The following is a 21,450-nucleotide window of genomic DNA, read 5'->3' as shown; positions in this document are numbered from 1 at the left end:
TTTGTTTCCTACAGAATAGAATCTTCTTAAATTTAAAGAATATAATCAGTGCTTATAAAATTAGACACTTTTTTATCTAAAAGCTCATTTAAAATAGCCCTATTATAATCATTGTCTTTAGAAGCGACAAAAGTTCTTATAGAGAATGAACGTAAAGCATCATTTACACTTAAAGTTCCTGAAGCCGAATCCTTTCTACCTGTAAACGGATAAACGTCTGGCCCTCGCTGGCAGGAACTGTTTAAATTAACACGGCAAACCAAATTCACCAACGTATCAATTAACGGGGCTAAGGTATGCACATTTTTACCAAATAAACTTACCTGTTGTCCGTAGTTCGATTCGGCCATATCATCTAGAGGCTCTTCAATATCGGAAAACGACATCACTGGAATTACAGGTCCGAATTGCTCTTCCTGATACACGCGCATCTCTTTATTTACCGGATAAAGCACCGCCGGATAAATATAATTTTCAGTCGTTTCGCCTCCTTTTTCATTTAATATTGTAGCTCCTTTTTCTTTCGCATCATCAATCAACTCCTGAATATATGCCGGTTTTTCCGCTTCTGGTAAGGGAGTTAATTTAACACCGTCTTCCCATGGGTTTCCAAATTTCAACTGATCGACTTTATACGAAAAACGTCTGTTAAACTCTTCCGCTACCGACTCATGAACATACACAACCTTTAATGCGGTGCAACGTTGCCCATTGAAAGATAAGGTTCCTGCAATACACTCTTCAACAGCTAAATCTAAATCAGCATCCGGTAATATAATGGCCGGATTTTTTGCCTCCAGACCTAAAACCATACGCAACCTGTTCCCTTTTGGGTGTTGTGACTGTAAGGCGTTAGCCGATTTACTATTCCCTATTAATGCCAACACATCAATTTTTCCAGACTTCATAATTGGCGCAGCCAAAGTACGACCTCGGCCATAAACAATATTCACTACACCTTTTGGGAAACTACTTTGAAAAGCTTCTAACAACGGACTTATTAACAAAACGCCGTGTTTAGCAGGTTTAAAAATTACCGTATTCCCCATGATTAATGCCGGAATAAGCAATGAAAACGTTTCATTTAAAGGATAGTTATATGGCCCTAGGCACAAAACTACTCCTAATGGTCCACGTCGAATATGCGCATAAACACCATCGTTCTTTTCAAATTTCGCCGAATCACGATCAATTTGTTTATAAGCTTCAATAGTATCGTAAATATAATCTACGGTTCTATCGAATTCCTTTTGAGAATCTGGTAGATTCTTTCCAATCTCCCACATTAACAGTTTTACAATTTCTTCGCGCTTGGTCTTCATTTGCTCTACAAACTTGGTCATGCAAGCAATTCTATCAATCACTTTCATTGTTGGCCATAAACCTTGTCCCTTATCAAAAGCATCTAAAGCTGAATTTAATGATTCCATAGCTTCTTTCTCCCCTAAATTCGGCACTGTACCAAGTAAAGTTGGCTTATAATTTTCGGTTGATGATATTGTAGAATACACTTCGGCCATATCACCATGCCATTCTTTTAACTCGCCAGACACGAGATAACTATTTTGATGTGTAAGTGTAGTAATTTTATATTCTTCAGGTATTTCAGAAAATTTCGTCTTCATATTCAAAATGATTTTCGTTTAAAAACTATGATTAAAGGTACTTATATTTTGATGAAAAGCATTTCAAAATCTTAACATTACCCTTAAAAATATTGCATTATTAACATTAAATTGAAACCTCAAAAAAATAGACAGGGCTATAACGTTTTCGGCTAAAAAAAAAGCAAAAAAAAAGAGCGGTTTTTAACCCGCTCTTTTTTATACTAGAAACTGAAATAAATCAGGTTTATTATTTAAGTAATCTCCAAAGAAATTACGTTGTTTCATTTTGGAAATTAAAGGTTCCAGATCCTCGGATGTTTTTAGCTGAATACCAACTACTGCCGAACCGTTCTCTCGATTGGTTTTTTTGGCATATTGAAAAAAGGTAATATCGTCGTTTGGCCCCAAAATATCGACCACAAATTCTCTTAAAGCCCCTGCTCGTTGTGGAAACTTCACTATAAAATAGTGTTTCAGGTTTGCATATAATAATGCTCGTTCTTTAATTTCAGCGGTACGAGTAATATCGTTATTACTACCACTTACTACACAAACCACGTTTTTACCTTTAATTTTTTCTGCATAGAAGTCTAAGGCTGAGATACTCAACGCCCCTGCCGGCTCAACCACAATAGCATCCTTATTATAAAGTTCTAAAATGGTTTCACAAACTTTACCTTCCGGCACCGTAATCACATCATGCAAGTTTTCCTTGCAGATTTCAAATGTTAAATCACCAACACGTTTTACTGCTGCCCCATCAATAAATTTCTCAATCTCATCTAATTCGGTATTAACCCCATTTTCAATTGAGGTTTTCATAGATGGCGCTCCTTCCGGCTCTACGCCAATAATTTTTGTGTTTGGAGATAAAGTTTTAAACACCGTTGACAACCCAGAAGCTAATCCGCCCCCACCAATAGCGATAAAAACATAGTCAATAGGTTCTGTGGCTTGTTCTAAAATTTCAAGTCCGATAGTGGCTTGCCCTTCAATAACCTTTTCATCATTAAAAGGGTGTATAAATGTTTTTTTAAGCTCCTCACATTCTTTCATTGCGGCGTTATTAGCATCGTCGAATGTGTCACCAATAAGCTTGATTTCAATATAATCTTCACCAAACATTTTAACCTGCTGAACCTTCTGATTTGGCGTAGGCGCAGGCATATAAATACTTCCTTTTATTTTTAATAATTTACAAGATAATGCTACACCTTGTGCATGATTTCCAGCGCTGGCACATACCACGCCATTAGCCGATTCTTCGGCTGTTAACGAACTTATTTTATTATAAGCCCCGCGGATTTTATACGAACGCACCTGTTGTAGATCTTCACGCTTTAAAAAGATGTTAGCATCAAATTGTTTTGAATACCGAAAGGCAGGGCCTAAAGGCGTAACTGCCGATACTTTTTTAATGGTATCGGCAGCTACTTTTACATTATCAATACTAGGAAAATATATCGTTTTCCCTTTTTCCATAAATGTTTTATTTAATATCTCGCTTTCGCGAAATTATCGATTAAACGATTGGCTTCATAGCCGTCATAGACGCTCTTAAGAACGAACCAATTTTTTCAACCGGGTGCTCTCTCAAAGCTTTATTAACAGCTATTAACTTCGCGTTATCCACACCTTTACCGTTATCTTTAGCATAGGCTTTACCAATAACGTCGGTGTCTATTTTGGTCATGAAATCAGCTAATAATGGCTTACAAGCATGGTCGAATAAATAACAACCGTACTCTGCAGTATCAGAGATTACAGAGTTCATTTCGTATAATTTACGTCTTGCAATTGTGTTAGCAATAAGCGGTGTTTCGTGTAACGACTCGTAGTAAGCCGATGCATCGATAATACCAGAATCTGTCATAGCTTCGAACGCTAATTCTACACCAGCTCTTACCATAGCCACCATTAACACACCGTTATCGTAAAACTCTTGCTCAGAGATTTCAACATCTCCTGCTGGTGTTTTTTCGAAAGCTGTTTCTGCAGTAGCCGCTCTCCAGGTTAATAATTTCTCATCGCCATTAGCCCAGTCTTCCATCATACCGCTAGAGAAACGTCCTTCCATAATATCATCCATATGTTTTTGGAATAACGGGCGCATGATATCTTTTAATTCTTCTGAAAGTTCGAATGCTTTAATTTTAGCGGGGTTAGAAAGTCTGTCCATCATATTCGTGATACCTCCATACTTAAGCCCTTCAGTAATAGTTTCCCATCCGTACTGAATTAATTTCGAAGCGTAACCAGCATCAATTCCTTTTTCAATCATTTTATCGAAACAAAGAATAGATCCTGTTTGTAACAATCCACATAAAATGGTTTGCTCACCCATTAAATCTGATTTAACCTCAGCAACGAACGATGATGCTAACACACCTGCTCTGTCACCTCCAGTTGCAGCAGCATAAGCTTTTGCCTGATCCCATCCTTTTCCTTCCGGATCATTTTCTGGGTGAACTGCAATAAGTGTTGGCACACCAAAACCTCTTTTATACTCTTCTCTTACCTCTGAACCTGGACACTTAGGCGCTACCATGATTACAGTTAAATCTTCACGAATCTGAGTCCCTTCTTCAACAATGTTAAATCCGTGAGAATATGATAATGTTGCTCCTTGTTTCATTAAAGGCATTACCGCTTTTACAACATTAGTGTGTTGCTTATCTGGAGTTAAGTTTAATACTAAATCTGCTGTTGGAATTAACTCTTCGTATGTTCCTACATTAAATCCGTTATCTGTTGCATTTACATAAGAAGCACGCTTTTCTGCAATAGCTTGTGGTCTTAATGCATAAGAAATATCTAATCCAGAATCTCTCATGTTTAACCCTTGGTTGAGCCCTTGCGCACCGCATCCTACGATAACAATTTTTTTGCCTTTTAATGCATTTACACCATCTTCAAATTCTGAAGAGTCCATAAATCTACACTTCGATAATTGGTCTAATTTATCTCTTAACGAAAGTGTGTTAAAATAATTTCCCATTTTTAATTTCTAGTTATTATGATTATTGAATGCCATAAGCATATCGGTTACTCTCATTTCATCTTTTGTTACTGCAATACGTCCGGCACGCACAAACTGCATGATACCGAACACATTTAAATCTCTTCGTAAAGACTCTATTTCGTGTCTTCTACCCGATTTTTCTAAAACAAAAAACTCTTTATTTACGGTAACAATTCTTGAATTGCTATCCTTAATTATATTCTGAATTTGTGGCTCTTCGAATAATAAAGCCGACTTTATTTTAAACATACAAGACTCGGTGTAAATCGTTTGCTCATCGGTATGATAGTACGCACGAATCACCTCTACTTGCTTTTCAAACTGTCTCACTATTTTGGCAGCCTGAGCTTCTGTAATATTAACAACAATAACAAATCGAAACACATCATCGATTTCAGATTGCGAGGTTGTTAAACTTTCAATATTAATGTGTCTACGCTGAAAAATTGCCGAAACGCGGTTTAATAAACCTATGTTGTTTTCGGTATAAAGCGATATCGTATATGATTTTATTTCTTCGTTCATTCTTTCTGATAATTTAGCTTAAACGTACATCTGAAACCGAAGCTCCTGTTGGCACCATTGGGAATACATTATCTTCTTTTTCAACACAAACCTCAAGGAAATATGAATTTTCCGAAGCAATCATTTCTTTTACTGCATCTGCTAATTCCTCTCTCTTACTAACACGCTTTGCATCTATATGATACCCTTTTGCTATAGTTACAAAATCTGGGTTAGTCATTTCAGTCGACGCATAACGTTTATCGAAGAATAACTGTTGCCACTGACGTACCATTCCTAAGAATTCGTTATTTAATACCACAATTTTAACCGGTACTTTGGTTTGGAAAATGGTTCCTAACTCCTGAATATTCATTTGGTAACCACCATCACCAATAATAGCAACAACCTCACGATCTGGCGCACCCATTTTCGCTCCAATAGCAGCTGGCAAAGCAAATCCCATTGTTCCTAAACCACCCGAAGTTATATTACTTTTCGTCACCTTAAAATCAGCATAACGGCAAGCAATCATTTGGTGCTGACCAACATCAGAAACGATAGCAGCTTGGCCTTTAGTTTCTTCATTAATTTGTCTTAACACTTCCCCCATGGTTAAACCTTCTTTAACCGGGTGAATATCGTGTTTGATTACTTTTTCAAACTCAATAGCGTATAAATCTTTAAACTCCTGTAACCAAGCCTCATGAGATTTCGCTTCTAAAAGTGGTAATAGTTGTGCCAAGCTATCTTTAGAATCGCCTATTACAGCCACATCTGTCTTTACATTCTTATCAACCTCTGCAGGGTCTATATCAAAGTGAATAACCTTAGCTTGTTTTGCGTATGAATCTAATTTTCCTGTAACGCGATCATCAAATCGCATCCCTATCGCAATTAACACATCGCATTCGTTTGTTAATTTATTAGGGGCATAGTTTCCGTGCATTCCTACCATACCAATATTTAACGGGTGAGACGTTGGAATAGCCGAAGCTCCAAGAATCGTCCAAGCCGATGGTATACCAGCTTTTTCAATAACAGCTTTTAATTCTTCTTCTGCCTTACCTAAAATAACACCTTGTCCCCAAACAATCATAGGTTTTTTAGCTGCGTTGATTAAATCGGCAGCAGCCTGAACATCGGCTGGATTGGTTTTAGGTACAGGAATATAACTGCGAACACCTTTACATGGTTCGTATTCAAAATCTAACTCACCTACTTGAGCATCTTTAGTAATGTCGACAAGTACTGGACCCGGACGACCGCTTTTTGCAATATAAAAAGCTTTAGCTAAGGCTTTTGGAATATCCGCAGCTTTCGTTACCTGGCAATTCCATTTAGTAACTGGTGTAGAAATACCAACGATATCGGTTTCCTGAAACGCATCACTTCCTAACAAATGAGAAAACACCTGACCAGTAATACATACCAATGGCGTAGAATCGATTTGAGCATCGGCAATACCGGTCACTAAATTCGTAGCTCCCGGCCCTGAAGTTGCCATTGCGACCCCAACTTTACCTGAAATTCGCGCATATCCCTGAGCCGCGTGAGCCGCTCCTTGTTCGTGCCTTGTTAAGACGTGATGAATCTGGTCTTGGAACTTGAATAATTCATCATAAACAGGCATAATAGCTCCTCCCGGATATCCGTAAAGGATGTCTACACCTTCTGCAATTAAGCTTCGTACAACAGCTTCGCTTCCTGAAATACGCATTGTTTTACTTGCCACTTCTTGTGTTTTGTTTTCAGTTTGTGTATTCATAATTCACAATTTATATATGTGATATTCCCGCTTTCGCGGAAACGAAATTTCTAATTAAAATGCGTCAGTTACACAGCCTTTTGAAGCCGAAGCTACCGATCTCGCATATTTATATAATATTCCTTTTTTGTGTTTTAATTCCGGAGCTACCCAAGCTGCTTTACGCTTAGCTAGTTCTTCTTCAGAAATTAACACATTAATAGAATTATCTTCTGCACTGATTCTAATACGGTCTCCTGTTTCTACTAAACCAATAGCACCACCAGTTTGCGCTTCGGGCGTAATGTGTCCCACAACAAATCCGTGAGTTCCTCCAGAGAAACGTCCGTCGGTAATTAAGGCCACCGATTTCCCTAAACCAGCACCCATAATTAAAGAGGTTGGTTTTAGCATTTCTGGCATACCTGGACCACCTTTAGGACCTACGTAACGGATAACAACCACATCGCCTTTAGCTACTTCTCCATTAGAAATACCTGTATTAGCCGCCTGCTCACCATCGTACACCACCGCTTTACCTTCAAACACTAAACCTTCTTTTCCCGAGATTTTAGCCACAGCACCTTCTTCAGCTAAGTTTCCGTAAAGGATTTGTAAGTTTCCTGAAGATTTTAAGGCTTTATCGGTTGGATAAATAACATCCTGTTCATCTTCAAACTGAAGCGGCTCAACATCTTTTAAATTTTCAGCTAAAGTTTTACCGGTTACGGTCATACAGTCACCATGTAAATAGCCGTTATCTAATAAATATTTCATAACGGCAGGTGTTCCACCAATACCGTGAACATCTTCCATTAAGTATTTACCACTCGGTTTTAAATCGGCAATTAACGGTGTTCTGTCGCTAACACGTTGGAAATCTTCTAAAGTAAATTCTATATCCGCAGCATGTGCAATCGCCAAGAAGTGCAATACCGCATTAGTAGACCCTCCAAGCGCATTTACAATAGCGATAGCGTTTTCAATAGATTTTTTAGAAATGATATCTAAAGGTTTTAAATCTAATTCCAATAAATTTTTAATAGCGATAGCTGTTCTTTCACTTTCCGATAATTTATTCGGATTCTCAGCTGGGATTGATGAGTTGTAAGGTAACGCAAACCCCATACACTCAATTGCCGAAGCCATCGTATTTGCGGTATACATACCTCCACAAGCTCCCGCTCCCGGAATCGCGCTTTTTATAATTTCTCGATATTCTTCCTCATCAATCTCTCCTGCTACCTTTTGCCCTAAAGCTTCGAATGCCGATACAATATTTAACTTTCTTCCTTTATAATTTCCTGAGGCAATAGTACCGCCATACATCATAATCGACGGACGATTTAAACGCAACATGGCAATAACAGCCCCTGGCATATTTTTATCACATCCTACTACAGAAATAAGAGCATCGTAACTTTGTGCATTCATAACTGTTTCAATAGAATCTGCTATGATATCACGAGAAGCCAATGAATAATTCATTCCAGAAGTTCCCATGGAAATACCATCACTTACACCAATAGTATTAAACCCTAAACCGACTAAACCGGCAATATTACACTCAACCTTAACCTCATCTTTAAGGCTGTTTAAGTGCATATTACAAGGGTTACCATCGTAACCTGTACTTGCAATACCCACCTGAGCTTTTTTCATATCCTCATCGGTTAACCCTACCGCATACAGCATGGCCTGTGAAGCTGGTTGAGATTCATCTTGCGTAAGTCGTTTACTGTGTTTATTAAGTTCTTTCATTTTTATTAAAGATATTCTACAATCTATCCTTTATTATATTTTTAAGATTTATTCTATAAATAATCCAACTTTCAAATTGAAGTTCGAAATTAAACCTTTAGGTTTTTAATTCTCATTTCCTTTAATTTTCAAGGTTAAATCCACTGCATTAAAAAATTATTTAAATCATTGATTTACAGTTTTTTAACAAGAAAATTTTATGATGTCCAAAAATTAAAATAATCGCATAAAAAAAGCCTTCCAAAACTGGAAGGCTTCATATATTTAAACAAAAGTTTTAACAATAGCCTTCCCATCCTTGCGAAATAATCACAATGACAATAATAGAAATGCTAATTAAAATCTGGTTTCTCATAATTCTTGAGCAACAAATATTTAAAATATTTATTTAACCACCAATTAAATCCTTAAAAAAAACAAAACTAATTCTCTATTCCTTATTATTTTTTTACTTTTGCACTCGAAAATTAACAGAGGAAAGATTTGACTGATTGCAACCTCTTTGTATAAATTCTGTTTAATAAACATTTAAAAACGAATTATGTACAAGCAAAAATGCTAAAGGCAGTGTAAACTTCCTTCGACGTTATCCGTCAAATCTTAGTATAAAAATAGTTTTATGGCATATTTATTTACTTCAGAAAGTGTTTCTGAAGGCCACCCAGATAAGGTCGCAGATCAAATTAGCGACGCTTTAATTGATAATTTTTTAGCTTTTGATAAAGAGTCGAAAGTAGCATGCGAAACGCTTGTAACAACAGGACAGGTTGTTCTTGCCGGAGAGGTAAAATCACACACCTATCTTGATGTTCAAAAAATTGCCAGAGACACCATTAATAGTATTGGGTATACTAAAGGCGAATATATGTTCGACGGCAACTCTTGTGGGGTATTTTCTGCAATACATGAGCAGTCTGACGATATTAACCGAGGTGTAGATCGTGCTTCAAAAGAAGAACAAGGTGCAGGAGATCAGGGAATGATGTTTGGTTACGCCACTAACGAAACCGAAAACTTTATGCCTCTGGCTTTAGATTTATCGCACCGCATCTTAAAAGAGCTTTCAGATTTACGTCGTGAAAATGACGAAATCACCTATTTAAGACCCGATTCTAAAAGTCAGGTAACTATTGAATATAGTGATGACAACATTCCTCAGCGTATCGATGCTATTGTTGTTTCTACACAGCATGACGATTTCGGTGACGATGACACCATGTTAGCTAAAATTAGAAAAGATATCGTAGAGATTTTAATTCCTAGAGTTGTTGCTAAATTACCAGAACAAATTCAGGTCTTATTCAATGACGATATTAAATACCACATTAATCCGACTGGTAAATTCGTAATTGGAGGGCCACACGGTGATACCGGACTTACTGGTAGAAAAATTATTGTGGATACCTACGGTGGAAAAGGCGCTCATGGTGGTGGGGCTTTTTCTGGAAAAGACCCAAGTAAAGTAGACCGTAGTGCGGCTTACGCAACACGCCATATTGCTAAAAACTTAGTTGCTGCTGGTGTTGCCGACGAAATTTTAGTACAGGTTAGTTATGCCATTGGTGTTGTTGAACCAATGGGTATTTTTATTAACACGTATGGCACTTGTCCGTTTAACATGACCGACGGTGAAATCGCTGAGAAAGTTTCTGAAATTTTCGATATGAGACCATTCGCTATAGAAGAGCGTTTAAAACTAAGAAACCCTATTTATAGTGAAACGGCTGCTTACGGACACATGGGACGCACGAATGAAACCGTTACCAAAACCTTTACTCAGCCAACTGGCGAAAGCGTTACTTTAGATGTAGAATTATTCACATGGGAAAAATTAGACTATGTAGATCAAGTGAAAGAAGCTTTCAATTTATAATCTTCAATTCGTTAATAAAAATTAAAAAACTCCGTAACTTTAAACTTACGGAGTTTTTTATTCCTTCAATTTTAATCATGCTACAAAAATTAACCCTCCTACTTATTTCAATAATCACTTTAACGTCGTGCGCCACAAAAAAAACATGGTTAAGCGATACCGCGCAACGAGAGATTACCTATAAAACACATGAATCTAAATCACCCGTAAAGGATGCTAACGGCCATTATTTAACCGTTGTTTATCTTGAAAACTTAGGGTTTGAAAAGCTTGGAGGTTACACCAATTCCGAAAATGTAAAATGGTTACTTAATGAAGGGTATCGTGTTATTGAATTAAATTACAAGAAAAGTCCAGAAGCCGTTGGTTCAAAAATCAATAAAGACATTATAGCTATCAACAATGCTTTATCAAAAGGTGATTTTTGTGGATTTACCGATTGCTCCATAATTCAATCTTATATTTTATTTGAAGGCTACCGCATAAAACGAAACATTCCTTATTTTAAAGACGACCCAACGGTTTATAACCGACCTGACCAATACACCGAAGGCGATATGCTGAATATGGACATCATCTACCCGGCCAACCCTTCAAAACCAGTGCCGACTATTTTATCCTTTTCATATAGCAACAGCTATGCAACGTTTGATAAAGAAAAAAACACATTAACCGAAAACCACAAAAACTTCAGAACGTTTTTACCTTATACATTTGCAGGCTTTAACGATTCATTTTTGGAAGGAACACCAGCACACGGTATGGCCTGGGCAATCGCCGATCATCCCAAATACTGCTCCTGGGGAAGTGGCAAACCTAAAAACGGGCCAAACGATACTTATAAATCTTATGAAACCAACCCGGATACAGCACAAAAAGTAAAATCGGCTATTCGTACATTACGTAAATTAACTCATGAATTAGGACTTTCTAAAAACATTGGAATTTATGGCTTCTCACGTGGCTCTACGGCCGGTTCTATGGCAATAGGCGACAAATCGGTTCCTTTATTTGAAAATGCAGGTTTTAACAGAGATATTTCAGACGATGTGCAAGTCGCTGCGCTTGGCCCTGGTGTATTCGATTATACGCAAATCTACAACACCCTTGATGATGGTGATGGCAATTTAGAACTGCGCTGCCCTTGGGCTTGGGGAGATTTAGAAGATAATTATGATGTATGGAAAATTATGGGCTCGGAATATTTAGTTGAAACTTCGGAAACAGCTCCAGTTTTGTTCTTCTATAATACTTCTGATGATGCCTACTACCAAGACCAAATACAACACCTAAAAACAAAACTAGATAAACTTGGTGTACCAAACCAGACCCTTACCGATTACGGAAAGGGTCATGCGGTGCCACAAAGAGAAAAGGATTTAGAAACGTTATATACATTTTTTAAACACTACTTAAATCCCCCGACACTGAAATCCAAAAATAACAGAAGTATATAAAATAAAAAAGCCTGCTAATGCAGGCTTTTCAGTTTTGTGGGAAGAGCAGGATTCGAACCTGCGAAGACATAGTCAGCAGATTTACAGTCTGCCCTCGTTGGCCGCTTGAGTATCTTCCCAAAACCGGGTGCAAATATATATTAGTTTATTAAACTACACAACACAAATTTCATGCTTTTTCAAAAAAAATATTCAACCTCATAATTCACAAGGATTTAAAAATTATTTTTTTTCAAAAAATCTAAATATTTATTAATTAAAATCTACGTTGACCCTCGCGCGATCTAAATTGCATACGCATTTCGTCTGTTTTTTTCTTAACAAGCGCTTCGTAATCTGCCTTAGTGATTTCCTTACCATCAGAAGGAATTTCAATCTCAACTTTTTCCTCAGGATTCATGACTATCTTAGAACAGTATAATGTTTTATTATCAACCGTAATTTCTAATATCAATCCAGGTAATCCCCAGTAATCTTCTGGTCCTTGATTTACCGGTATTTGCAAAGAATACCACGCTTCAATTTCTACTTCTCTGGTAGCCGGAGCCTCTTCTCCTTCTTCTCCTTGCTCTGGCGACCTTCTAAAACTTCCTGGTCCTACATTTGGAATATCACGCTTGGCAGTCGCCTTAAAACACATGTAATCCCCTATCTTTTTTGTTTCACTACCCATAACCCAGTTATGTTTAGGTAAATCATCTTTTATTAAAAACTGTTTACCAAAAAACTCCTGATCCTGAACCAACTTACCATCTTTAACATTCTTATATTGTGGTCCTGGTGTAAAACTATTCATCATACCTCGCCAGCGGTTGCCACCTCCCGACGATTCTTTTTCAACTTCCTTATAAAATGATTCTACCTGATTAAAGGTTAAAATAAAAGTATTATCGAAGATTTCTTTCATCCGTTCAATGCGTCGTTTAATGCGCTCAGGATCTTCATTTTCTCCAAATGCAGACGCATCTATTTCACGGGAAGAACTATAATATGCAATACCTTGAACATCCTTTTGTCCCCAGGATATTACTGAAGCAAGTAACACCGAAGCGAAAGTCAGAATTTTTAAATGTTTCATTTTCATAAGTTGATATTTTATTTGAAAAGTTAACAATAGACCTTAATTAAAGTTGAGTTTATTTCTTCTTAGATATCAAAAATAGGATTAAGTTTAATTGCACTATGTTAAATTATAACTAAAAACTTAATGACGGAAATGCAATATAATCTTAAAATACAACCAAATAATCCTACCAAAAACCATCTGATTGTTAAAAACATTGGTCGATTTTTGTATTTTTGATTTCTACATGAAAAATTTAATATATCTAATTGCCTTTTTATCACTCTCAATATATTCTCAGGAATTTGTTGAGACTTCGTTTATTAAAGATACACATCTGGAAGCTGATAGATTTGTGAGCGTCTCAAGTTTTGATGCTACGTTTTATATTTTCGATAATGTTTTATTTAAAAAGGAAAAAAACTCGAAAGGCATTGATGTTGGTTACAACAACTTCCAACTAGGCGACATTACTTCAGTAAACACCTTCAACCCGTTAAAAATCAATCTGTTTTATAAAGACTTCAACACGGTTATTATTTTAGACAACCGCATGGCAGAAATCTCCAAAATCGATTTTAATGCTTTAGAAGAACAAAAATACGTGACCCATGTTTCTACGGGTTATGACAACACCATTTGGGTATTCAACCAAAACAACCAACAATTAGAGCTTTTCGACTACAAAACGAAAACCACACGGGCTAAATCGATGCCTATACAGAGTAATGTATTAGATATTAAAAGTAATTACAACACCTGTTGGGTACTTACCGAAAAGTTTCTGTATATCTATAATTACTTTGGTAGTTTAGTTAAAAAAGTGAAGAATAAAGGCTACACCTCCTTCGAGCAAAGCAATGAAAATCTATTCCTAAAAAAAGGCAATAAACTCTTTTATTTAAAAAACGAATCTGATAATTTTATCCCTATTAAATTGCCAAATTTAATGATAAATGCGTTTTTCGTAACCAACGAAACCTTGTATATTTACGATAACGAAACCCTACATGAATACCAAATAAAAACCATCTAACGCTATGCATATTGCTATTGCCGGAAATATTGGCGCAGGAAAAACCACACTCACAAAATTACTCGCAAAACATTATCATTGGGAAGCACAGCTGGAAGATGTTGTAGATAATCCGTACTTAGACGATTTTTACAACCAGATGGAACGTTGGAGTTTTAACCTTCAGGTCTACTTTTTAAATAGCCGTTTTCGTCAGATTTTACAAATTCGCGAAAGCGGAAAAGATATCATTCAAGATCGAACCATTTATGAAGACGCTCATATTTTTGCTCCTAACTTACATGCGATGGGCTTGATGACCAATCGCGATTTTGAAAATTACCGCTCCCTTTTCGAACTCATGGAATCTCTAGTTCAAGGACCTGATATTTTAATTTATTTACGCAGTTCAATTCCTAATTTAGTATCACAGATTCAAAAGCGCGGTCGTGAATACGAAAACTCGATAAGTATTGATTATCTAAGCCGACTTAACGAACGTTATGAAGCCTGGATACATGGATACAATAAAGGTAAATTATTAATTATAGATGTTGATAAATTAGATTTCGTTTCCAACCCTGAAGATTTGGGCTATGTTATTAACACGATTGACGCTGAAATAAACGGCTTATTTTAGTATTTTTGCGCCCTTAATTATGATTAATATAATGTCGGCAGCAAAAACTTTAGCTCTTTTAGTTGTTTTTATTTTCAGTACAATTACAACTACTCAAGCACAGAAAGACTCAATAAATACAAAAGAAAAAGGTCACATATGGCGAAACCTTAAATACGACGGTGGCTTTGTTCTTAAAAGTGTAGGCAACGGTTTCACACAACCTTTACGTTGGCAAAAGAAAGACTTTTTAACTGCAGCCGGAATTGTTGCTGGCACAGGCTTACTTTATGCAGCAGATCATGATGCTCACACCTATTTTCTTGAACAAAATGAAAATGCACCTCAAGTATTAAAAGAATTTGGCTGGTACTTTGGTAGCCCTCAAAACTTCTTTATGGTCTCGGCAGGTATTTATGGATTTGGTCTTTTAACCGATAACGAAAAAGTACGAGAAACAGGCGTATTAATTATTGGTTCGGCAGTGACTTCAGGCATTATTCAAACGCTATCCAAAAATATTGTGGGACGTGCACGCCCGACCGATGGTGACAGAAATGATTTCGATATGTTTTCTAAAGAACCTGGATACCATTCTTTTCCTTCTGGGCATACTATTTTATCGGTTTCTATGGCTCACGCCATTGCCAAACAATTTGATAATATATGGGTAAAAGCCGGTATTTATGCCGTTGGTTCTATTGCGCCTATATCCCGATTATGGGCCGGAGCTCATTGGCTTAGTGATGTAGGGCTTGGCTACGCTATTGCTATTGCAACTGTTGATGGTGTAGATAACTTCATGAAGAAAAAATCAGCTTATTCCTATGCAAATCAAAACGACAAAATTAGCTGGCAATTTAAAGCCGGTTATGGGACTTTAGGAGTCGTGGGAACGTTTTAAAATGAAAATTTTCAATTTAACTTAGCATTTCAGATAAATTATAACACTATTTATAAGGTTTTTAACATTTAATTACCACTTTTAAGCGGATTGAATATATATTTTCGTGGCTTTATAAAAAATCTGTCGATCTTAAACCATGAAAAAAATTACCTTATTTTTTCTGTTAGCCATACTCGCTAACATTTCCTTTTCCCAGGAACAACAGGAAAACCTAACACCAACTCCCAATTACAAATTAGCCACCAAATTTTCTCCTAGAAATCTTGCCAAAATGGTACACTCTACAACTGTGCAACCACACTGGCTGGAAAGTGGGAATCGTTTTTGGTACCAGTACAAAACTTCCGAAGGCTCTAACTATTACATTGTAGATGCCGATAAAAGAACTAAAAAGAAACTGTTCGATAATGCAAAAATGGCAAAGTGGTTAACCGAGATAACTAAAGACCCTTACGATGCCAAGCACCTTCCTAAATTCAATTTTGAATTTGTTGATAACGACACCGCTATCCGTTTCAAATTAACATCGAATGAAGAAGTTGAAGTTGTTGAAGAAAAAGACAAAAAAGAAACAGATTCTACACAAACCGATTCTACCAAAACCAAAAAGGAGAAAAAGAAAGCTCCTAAAATGGAAAAGAAAAAATATTTTCTTGAATACAAATTGGGGTCTGATGGTTTAACCATTTTAGAAAACGAAAAAGAGAAAAAAGAACCTTGGAAAAAATGGGCAAACGTATCGCCGGACAGTACCGTGGTTTTATTCTCTAAAAACCACAACCTGTATTGGATGGATAAAGAAAACTTCCTTAAAGTTGTTGAAAACGAAAAAGACACGACCATTGTCGAAAACCAATGGACAACCGACGGCGAACGCTATTTTGGATACGGTGGCAGCGACAAGGAAGAAAGCAACCCTACGAAACCTGCAGACACTACCAAACGAGAAGCTATTCGTGGTTACTGGTCTCACGACTCTAAAAAATTCGTATTTGCAAGAAGAGATTCAAGACACATTAAAGATTTATGGGTAATCAACTCGGTTGCAAAAGGACGTCCAGAACTTGAAACTTACAAATACCACATGGCAGGCGAGCCGGAATTTTACAAAACCAGCATCTTAATTTTTGATATGCCTTCAAAAGATGTCACTACAGTTCAATTAGATAGCACAGTTCAACAAACTATTGGTATTTATTCACATCAATACAAAAAGACCGACAAAAGCGAGCACAAACCTCGTTTGTTACTATCTGAAAAAGATAAGGTCTATTTCAGTACAGTAAGTCGCGACCGAAAACGCTTAGATATTCAAGTTGCCGATATCAATACAGGGGAAGTAAAAACCATAATTGAAGATCACTTTAACACTTATGTAGACAAGAAAAACATCGTATTATTAAATAACGAAACTGAGATTTTACACTGGTCTGAACGCGATGGCTGGGGACATTTCTACCTGTATGACGCTAACGGAAAATTTAAAAACCAGGTAACTTCAGGAGAATTCCATGTTGATGATTTTAAAGGTATCGATGAAAAAACACGTACCGTTTATTTTGTCGCTACAGGCGTAAATAAAGATGAAGACCCATATTACGAGCATTTATATAAGGTAAACCTTAACGGAAGCGGTTTTAAATGTTTAAATGAAGGGGATTACAATAACAGTATCGATTTATCGGACTCTAATCTTTATTTTATTAATAATTATTCAAGAGTTAACACCACACCAAAATCAGAACTTAGAAACAGTAACGGATCGGTAATTTTAGAATTAGAAGAAGCCGACTTATCACAACTTATGGCCGCAGGTTACAAATTCCCTGAACCATTTAAATTGAAAGCAGCTGATGGCATTACCGATTTGTATGGTGTTATGTACAAGCCTTACGATTTCGATGAGACTAAAAAATACCCGATTTTAGAATACGTTTATCCTGGTCCGCAAACTGAAGCTGTAAACAAATCGTTCTCCGTAAGCATGCACAATACCGATCGTATGGCACAAGTTGGATTTATTGTGGTAACTGTTGGTAACCGTGGTGGTCACCCGGCGCGTTCTAAATGGTATCACACCTATGGCTACGGAAATCTTAGAGATTACGGTTTAGAAGACAAAAAATATGTTGCCGAGCAACTCGCTGATAAATACAATTATATAGATATTGACAAAGTTGGAATTTACGGTCACTCAGGTGGTGGATTCATGTCTACTGCTGCCATGTTAGTATACCCAGACTTCTTTAAAGTTGCAGTTTCTTCTGCCGGAAACCACGATAATACTATCTATAACAGTTGGTGGAGTGAAACACATCATGGTATTAAGGAAGTGATTGGAGCTAACGATAAAATTTCATATAAATACAACATTGATAAAAACCAATCGTTGGTAAGAAACTTAAAAGGAAAACTAATGTTAGTTACTGGTGATATTGACAACAACGTACACCCTGCATCTACAATCCGTGTGGCTGATGCGTTAATAAAAGCTAACAAACGTTTCGATTTTATGGTTATGCCAGGACAGCGTCATGGTTTTGGCCATATGTATGAATACTTCTTCTGGTTGAAAGCGGATTATTTCAGTAAATATCTTTTAGGTGTTGAAGTAACCGATACCGATATTAAAGAAATGAATATCGATGTACCAAAAAAATATTAAACAGATTTAAAGCAATAAAAAAGCCGCATTACATATGCGGCTTTTTTATTTATTATAAGTTGAAATTTAATCTTCAACCTCTACTTCTTTTACTACATTTTTTACAACAATGTGATCACCTGACTTATCTCCTAAAGCTTCCACATTTGCTTTAACCTCATCCTCAGTTCCCTCAAAAGTATCATATGAAGTTGATGTTTCTCCGTTTTGAGTTGTTACTGTGGTTACCACAGCTTGTACGGTGCCATCATCATTTTTAGTCATGTTTACTTTTACTTCTTTAGCAATCTCAACCTGATTCGTAGCATAAGCTGTTTCTCCTTCTACTGATAAGGCTATACTAGGTGCAATAACTAACGCTACAACCGACATTAATTTCAATAATATGTTTAACGAAGGCCCTGACGTATCCTTAAACGGATCTCCAACCGTATCACCAACAACGGCAGCTTTATGCGCTTCTGTACCTTTTCTTCCTTGCTCCTCTATCGTCTTTTTAGCGTTATCCCAAGCACCACCAGCATTAGACTGGAAAATCGCCATAAGCACACCACAAGTTGTTACCCCCGCTAATAAACCGCCTAACATTTCTGCTCCACCAATAAAACCAATAGCTACAGGCACTGCAATAGCTAAAAGCCCAGGTAAAACCATTTCTCTAATTGAGGCCTGCGTTGAAATCGCAACACATTTTTCGTATTCTGCTACACCATCGGCTTCATCAAATATTTTTCTATCAGCTTCAGAGGCCTTGCTCATATCTGAATCGTATTTACGCATCACTTCTAAAGCCGCCTTCAACTGAGGGATATCTCTAAACTGACGACGTACCTCTTCAATCATAGCCATGGCAGCGCGCCCCACGGCATTCATAGACAACGCTGAAAACACAAATGGCAACATACCTCCTACTAATAACCCGGCCATAATATCCGGTTGAGACACATCAATAGCCATTACATTCGCCGTTTTCATAAAGGCTGCGAATAAAGCTAAAGCTGTTAAGGCTGCTGAAGCGATAGCAAATCCCTTACCAATAGCTGCAGTAGTGTTTCCTACAGCATCTAATTTATCGGTACGCTCACGAACTTCGCTTGGCAATTCGGCCATTTCGGCAATACCACCAGCATTATCAGAAATAGGTCCGTAAGCATCAACTGCCAACTGAATTCCTGTATTCGCTAACATCCCTACTGCTGCAATCGCAATACCATATAATCCTGCAAAATAATGAGACACTAAAATTGCTGCTGCTATTAAAATAATTGGAATCGCTGTAGACATCATTCCGATACCTAAACCAGCAATAATATTAGTTGCAGAACCTGTTTCAGATTGTTTTACTATAGAATTTACGGGCTTCTTTCCTGTACCTGTATAGTATTCGGTTACTTTTCCAACCGCTAAACCAGCAATTAACCCGGCGATTACAGCTATAAAAACTCCAGTTGCTCCATTTGGCAACCCTTCAGCGCCTTCAGGGATTAACGCATTAATAATAAAATACGATGCTACAACCATTAATCCGGCAGAACCAAATTCTCCTATATTTAAGGCTGTTTGTGGATTTCCGCCGTCTTTAACTTTTACAAAGAAGGTACCTATAATAGACATAACAATACCTACGGCAGCTAAAACTAACGGAAGATAAACCGCTCCCAATCCATTAAAATCAGGTGTAATAATAAAAGCACCTAATACCATGGTTCCGATTATGGACCCCACATACGATTCAAATAAATCGGCTCCCATTCCGGCTACATCACCTACGTTATCACCTACATTATCTGCAATTGTTGCTGGATTTAACGGGTGATCTTCAGGGATTCCTGCTTCTACTTTTCCTACCAAATCAGCACCTACATCGGCTGCTTTGGTATAAATACCTCCACCTACACGAGCAAATAACGCTATAGAAGAGGCACCAAGAGAAAATCCAGAAAGTACGTTAAGTACCTCACTAATTCCCCAGCCCATTTCACTATAAATCATAAAAAGGCCACTTAATCCAAGTACACCAAGCCCTACAACACCAAGCCCCATAACGGCTCCACCAGCAAAAGCAACTTCAAGCGCCTTACCTAAAGACGTTCTGGCTGCACTGGTAGTTCTTACATTGGCTTTGGTGGCTACTTTCATTCCTATAAAACCTGCCAAAGCAGAACAAATAGCGCCTACAATAAATGAAACCGCAACCATACCGTTTGAACCGGCTTCTGCACTACCTTTAAAGTAAAGTAAAATGGCTACTGCGACGACAAATATTGATAAAATTTTATATTCAGCTTTAAGGAAAGACATAGCCCCATCGGCTATATTCTTGGCTATTTTAATCATTTTTTCACTACCCTGATCCTGCTTGGAGACCCAGGCACTTTTAATAAATACAAACGCTAATGCCAAAACTCCGAAAAGCGGTAAAAAGCTCACTATTAATTCCATATTAGTTTGTTGGTTTTATGTTAATATATTTTTTTTATTCTGCTAAAAGTAGGAAAATATAAGTGATAAAAAAAGCCACCTTTTGTTAAAGATGGCTCATTTATTTTTACGTTATATTATTAATCTAATAATTTAGATTGTAAAGGTTCTTTTTTTCTTGTGATCGCTTTCTTCGTAACGCTTCACACACTCCTGATAAATTCTAACAGCATCGTCTGCATTACCCCAACCACCAGTATCAACTTTTTTCTTCTCTAAGTCTTTATAAACCTGAAAGAAATGCTCGATTTCTTTTAAACGGTGAGGATTTAAATCACTAATATCCATCTTTTTACTCCAAATTGGATCTGATACAGGAACACAAATAACTTTCTCATCCGGACCTTTTTCATCGGTCATGTAGAAAACTCCAATAGGCCTTACTTCCATAACAACCATAGGATATGTTGGCTGATGTCCTAATACTAAAACATCTAAAGGGTCCTGATCTAACGCCAAAGTCTCAGGAATAAACCCGTAATCGCCTGGATACATCATCGATGAAAACAACATGCGATCAAAACGGATTTTGTGTAATGTAAAATCGTATTCGTATTTATTTCTACTTCCCTTAGGGATTTCTATTAAAACATCAAATGTTACTTGTTCGTTACTCATTATATTTGTATTTGGTCGTGCAAATGTACTGAACACTTATGCATTTAACAACAAAAGGTTAGTATTTATAACGATAATTTAAGGTTAAACGTTTGAACTTATTTTCTTTAA

The 21,450-nt window shown here is 37.0% G+C and carries 15 protein-coding genes and 1 tRNA gene; 6 read left to right on the top strand and 10 right to left on the bottom strand.

The window, feature by feature from the left end; translation table 11 throughout:
* Nucleotides 1-32: 32 nt before the first annotated feature.
* The 6 genes from ICJ85_RS11445 to ilvD form a co-directional block, all read right to left on the bottom strand.
* Nucleotides 33-1,625, bottom strand: a complete 1,593-nt coding sequence (locus ICJ85_RS11445) for an NADP-dependent glyceraldehyde-3-phosphate dehydrogenase (protein WP_188223929.1) — start codon at nt 1,623-1,625, stop codon at nt 33-35.
* 198 nt (nt 1,626-1,823) lie between these two features.
* Nucleotides 1,824-3,089 carry a threonine ammonia-lyase IlvA gene (gene ilvA, locus ICJ85_RS11440; protein WP_188223928.1) on the bottom strand — a complete coding sequence of 422 codons (1,266 nt, stop codon included), beginning with the start codon at nt 3,087-3,089 and terminating at the stop codon, nt 1,824-1,826.
* Nucleotides 3,090-3,129: 40 nt separating this feature from the next.
* Nucleotides 3,130-4,605 carry a ketol-acid reductoisomerase gene (ilvC, locus tag ICJ85_RS11435; protein ID WP_188223927.1) on the bottom strand — a complete coding sequence of 492 codons (1,476 nt, stop codon included), beginning with the start codon at nt 4,603-4,605 and terminating at the stop codon, nt 3,130-3,132.
* A 9-nt stretch (nt 4,606-4,614) separates the two neighbouring features.
* Nucleotides 4,615-5,154, bottom strand: a complete 540-nt coding sequence (gene ilvN, locus ICJ85_RS11430; protein WP_188223926.1) for an acetolactate synthase small subunit — start codon at nt 5,152-5,154, stop codon at nt 4,615-4,617.
* Nucleotides 5,155-5,167: 13 nt separating this feature from the next.
* Nucleotides 5,168-6,901, bottom strand: coding sequence for a biosynthetic-type acetolactate synthase large subunit (ilvB, locus tag ICJ85_RS11425; protein ID WP_188223925.1), 1,734 nt, complete (start codon nt 6,899-6,901; stop codon nt 5,168-5,170).
* A 54-nt stretch (nt 6,902-6,955) separates the two neighbouring features.
* On the bottom strand, nt 6,956-8,641 hold the full coding sequence (ilvD, locus tag ICJ85_RS11420) for a dihydroxy-acid dehydratase (protein ID WP_188223924.1): 1,686 nt from the start codon (nt 8,639-8,641) through the stop codon (nt 6,956-6,958).
* A 619-nt stretch (nt 8,642-9,260) separates the two neighbouring features.
* Here ilvD and metK point away from each other — a divergent pair.
* Together metK and ICJ85_RS11410 are read left to right on the top strand one after the other, a co-directional pair.
* The gene (gene metK / locus ICJ85_RS11415) at nt 9,261-10,514 is read left to right on the top strand and encodes a methionine adenosyltransferase (protein ID WP_188223923.1); all 1,254 of its coding nucleotides are present in this window, start codon (nt 9,261-9,263) and stop codon (nt 10,512-10,514) included.
* Between the two features lie 77 nt (nt 10,515-10,591).
* On the top strand, nt 10,592-11,971 hold the full coding sequence (locus tag ICJ85_RS11410; protein ID WP_188223922.1) for an alpha/beta hydrolase family protein: 1,380 nt from the start codon (nt 10,592-10,594) through the stop codon (nt 11,969-11,971).
* 37 nt (nt 11,972-12,008) lie between these two features.
* Here the strand turns inward: ICJ85_RS11410 and ICJ85_RS11405 are convergent.
* Nucleotides 12,009-12,090: transfer RNA gene (locus tag ICJ85_RS11405), tRNA-Tyr, on the bottom strand.
* Between the two features lie 137 nt (nt 12,091-12,227).
* Nucleotides 12,228-13,049, bottom strand: a complete 822-nt coding sequence (locus ICJ85_RS11400; protein WP_241739537.1) for a GLPGLI family protein — start codon at nt 13,047-13,049, stop codon at nt 12,228-12,230.
* Between the two features lie 232 nt (nt 13,050-13,281).
* Between ICJ85_RS11400 and ICJ85_RS11395 the strand changes: the two genes are divergently transcribed.
* From ICJ85_RS11395 to ICJ85_RS11380, 4 genes are all read left to right on the top strand, one after another.
* The gene (locus ICJ85_RS11395; RefSeq protein ID WP_188223920.1) at nt 13,282-14,070 is read left to right on the top strand and encodes a hypothetical protein; all 789 of its coding nucleotides are present in this window, start codon (nt 13,282-13,284) and stop codon (nt 14,068-14,070) included.
* Nucleotides 14,071-14,074: 4 nt separating this feature from the next.
* A complete protein-coding gene (locus tag ICJ85_RS11390) occupies nt 14,075-14,689 on the top strand; it encodes a deoxynucleoside kinase (RefSeq protein WP_188223919.1) in 615 nt (204 codons plus the stop codon).
* Nucleotides 14,690-14,708: 19 nt separating this feature from the next.
* Nucleotides 14,709-15,572: a phosphatase PAP2 family protein gene (locus ICJ85_RS11385; protein ID WP_188223918.1), complete on the top strand. Its 864-nt coding sequence runs from the start codon at nt 14,709-14,711 to the stop codon at nt 15,570-15,572.
* 139 nt (nt 15,573-15,711) lie between these two features.
* Nucleotides 15,712-18,240 carry a S9 family peptidase gene (locus tag ICJ85_RS11380; protein ID WP_188223917.1) on the top strand — a complete coding sequence of 843 codons (2,529 nt, stop codon included), beginning with the start codon at nt 15,712-15,714 and terminating at the stop codon, nt 18,238-18,240.
* 66 nt (nt 18,241-18,306) lie between these two features.
* Here the strand turns inward: ICJ85_RS11380 and ICJ85_RS11375 are convergent, their stop codons facing one another.
* Together ICJ85_RS11375 and ICJ85_RS11370 are read right to left on the bottom strand one after the other, a co-directional pair.
* On the bottom strand, nt 18,307-20,682 hold the full coding sequence (locus ICJ85_RS11375) for a sodium-translocating pyrophosphatase (protein ID WP_188223916.1): 2,376 nt from the start codon (nt 20,680-20,682) through the stop codon (nt 18,307-18,309).
* Between the two features lie 132 nt (nt 20,683-20,814).
* A complete protein-coding gene (locus ICJ85_RS11370; protein ID WP_188223915.1) occupies nt 20,815-21,339 on the bottom strand; it encodes an inorganic diphosphatase in 525 nt (174 codons plus the stop codon).
* Nucleotides 21,340-21,450: the final 111 nt, after the last annotated feature.

Source organism: Aestuariibaculum marinum, from assembly GCF_014596975.1.
GTDB classification, from domain to species: domain Bacteria; phylum Bacteroidota; class Bacteroidia; order Flavobacteriales; family Flavobacteriaceae; genus Aestuariibaculum; species Aestuariibaculum marinum.
Note: the sequence above shows the minus strand (reverse complement) of the source record. Positions and strands in the feature narration are given on the sequence as shown.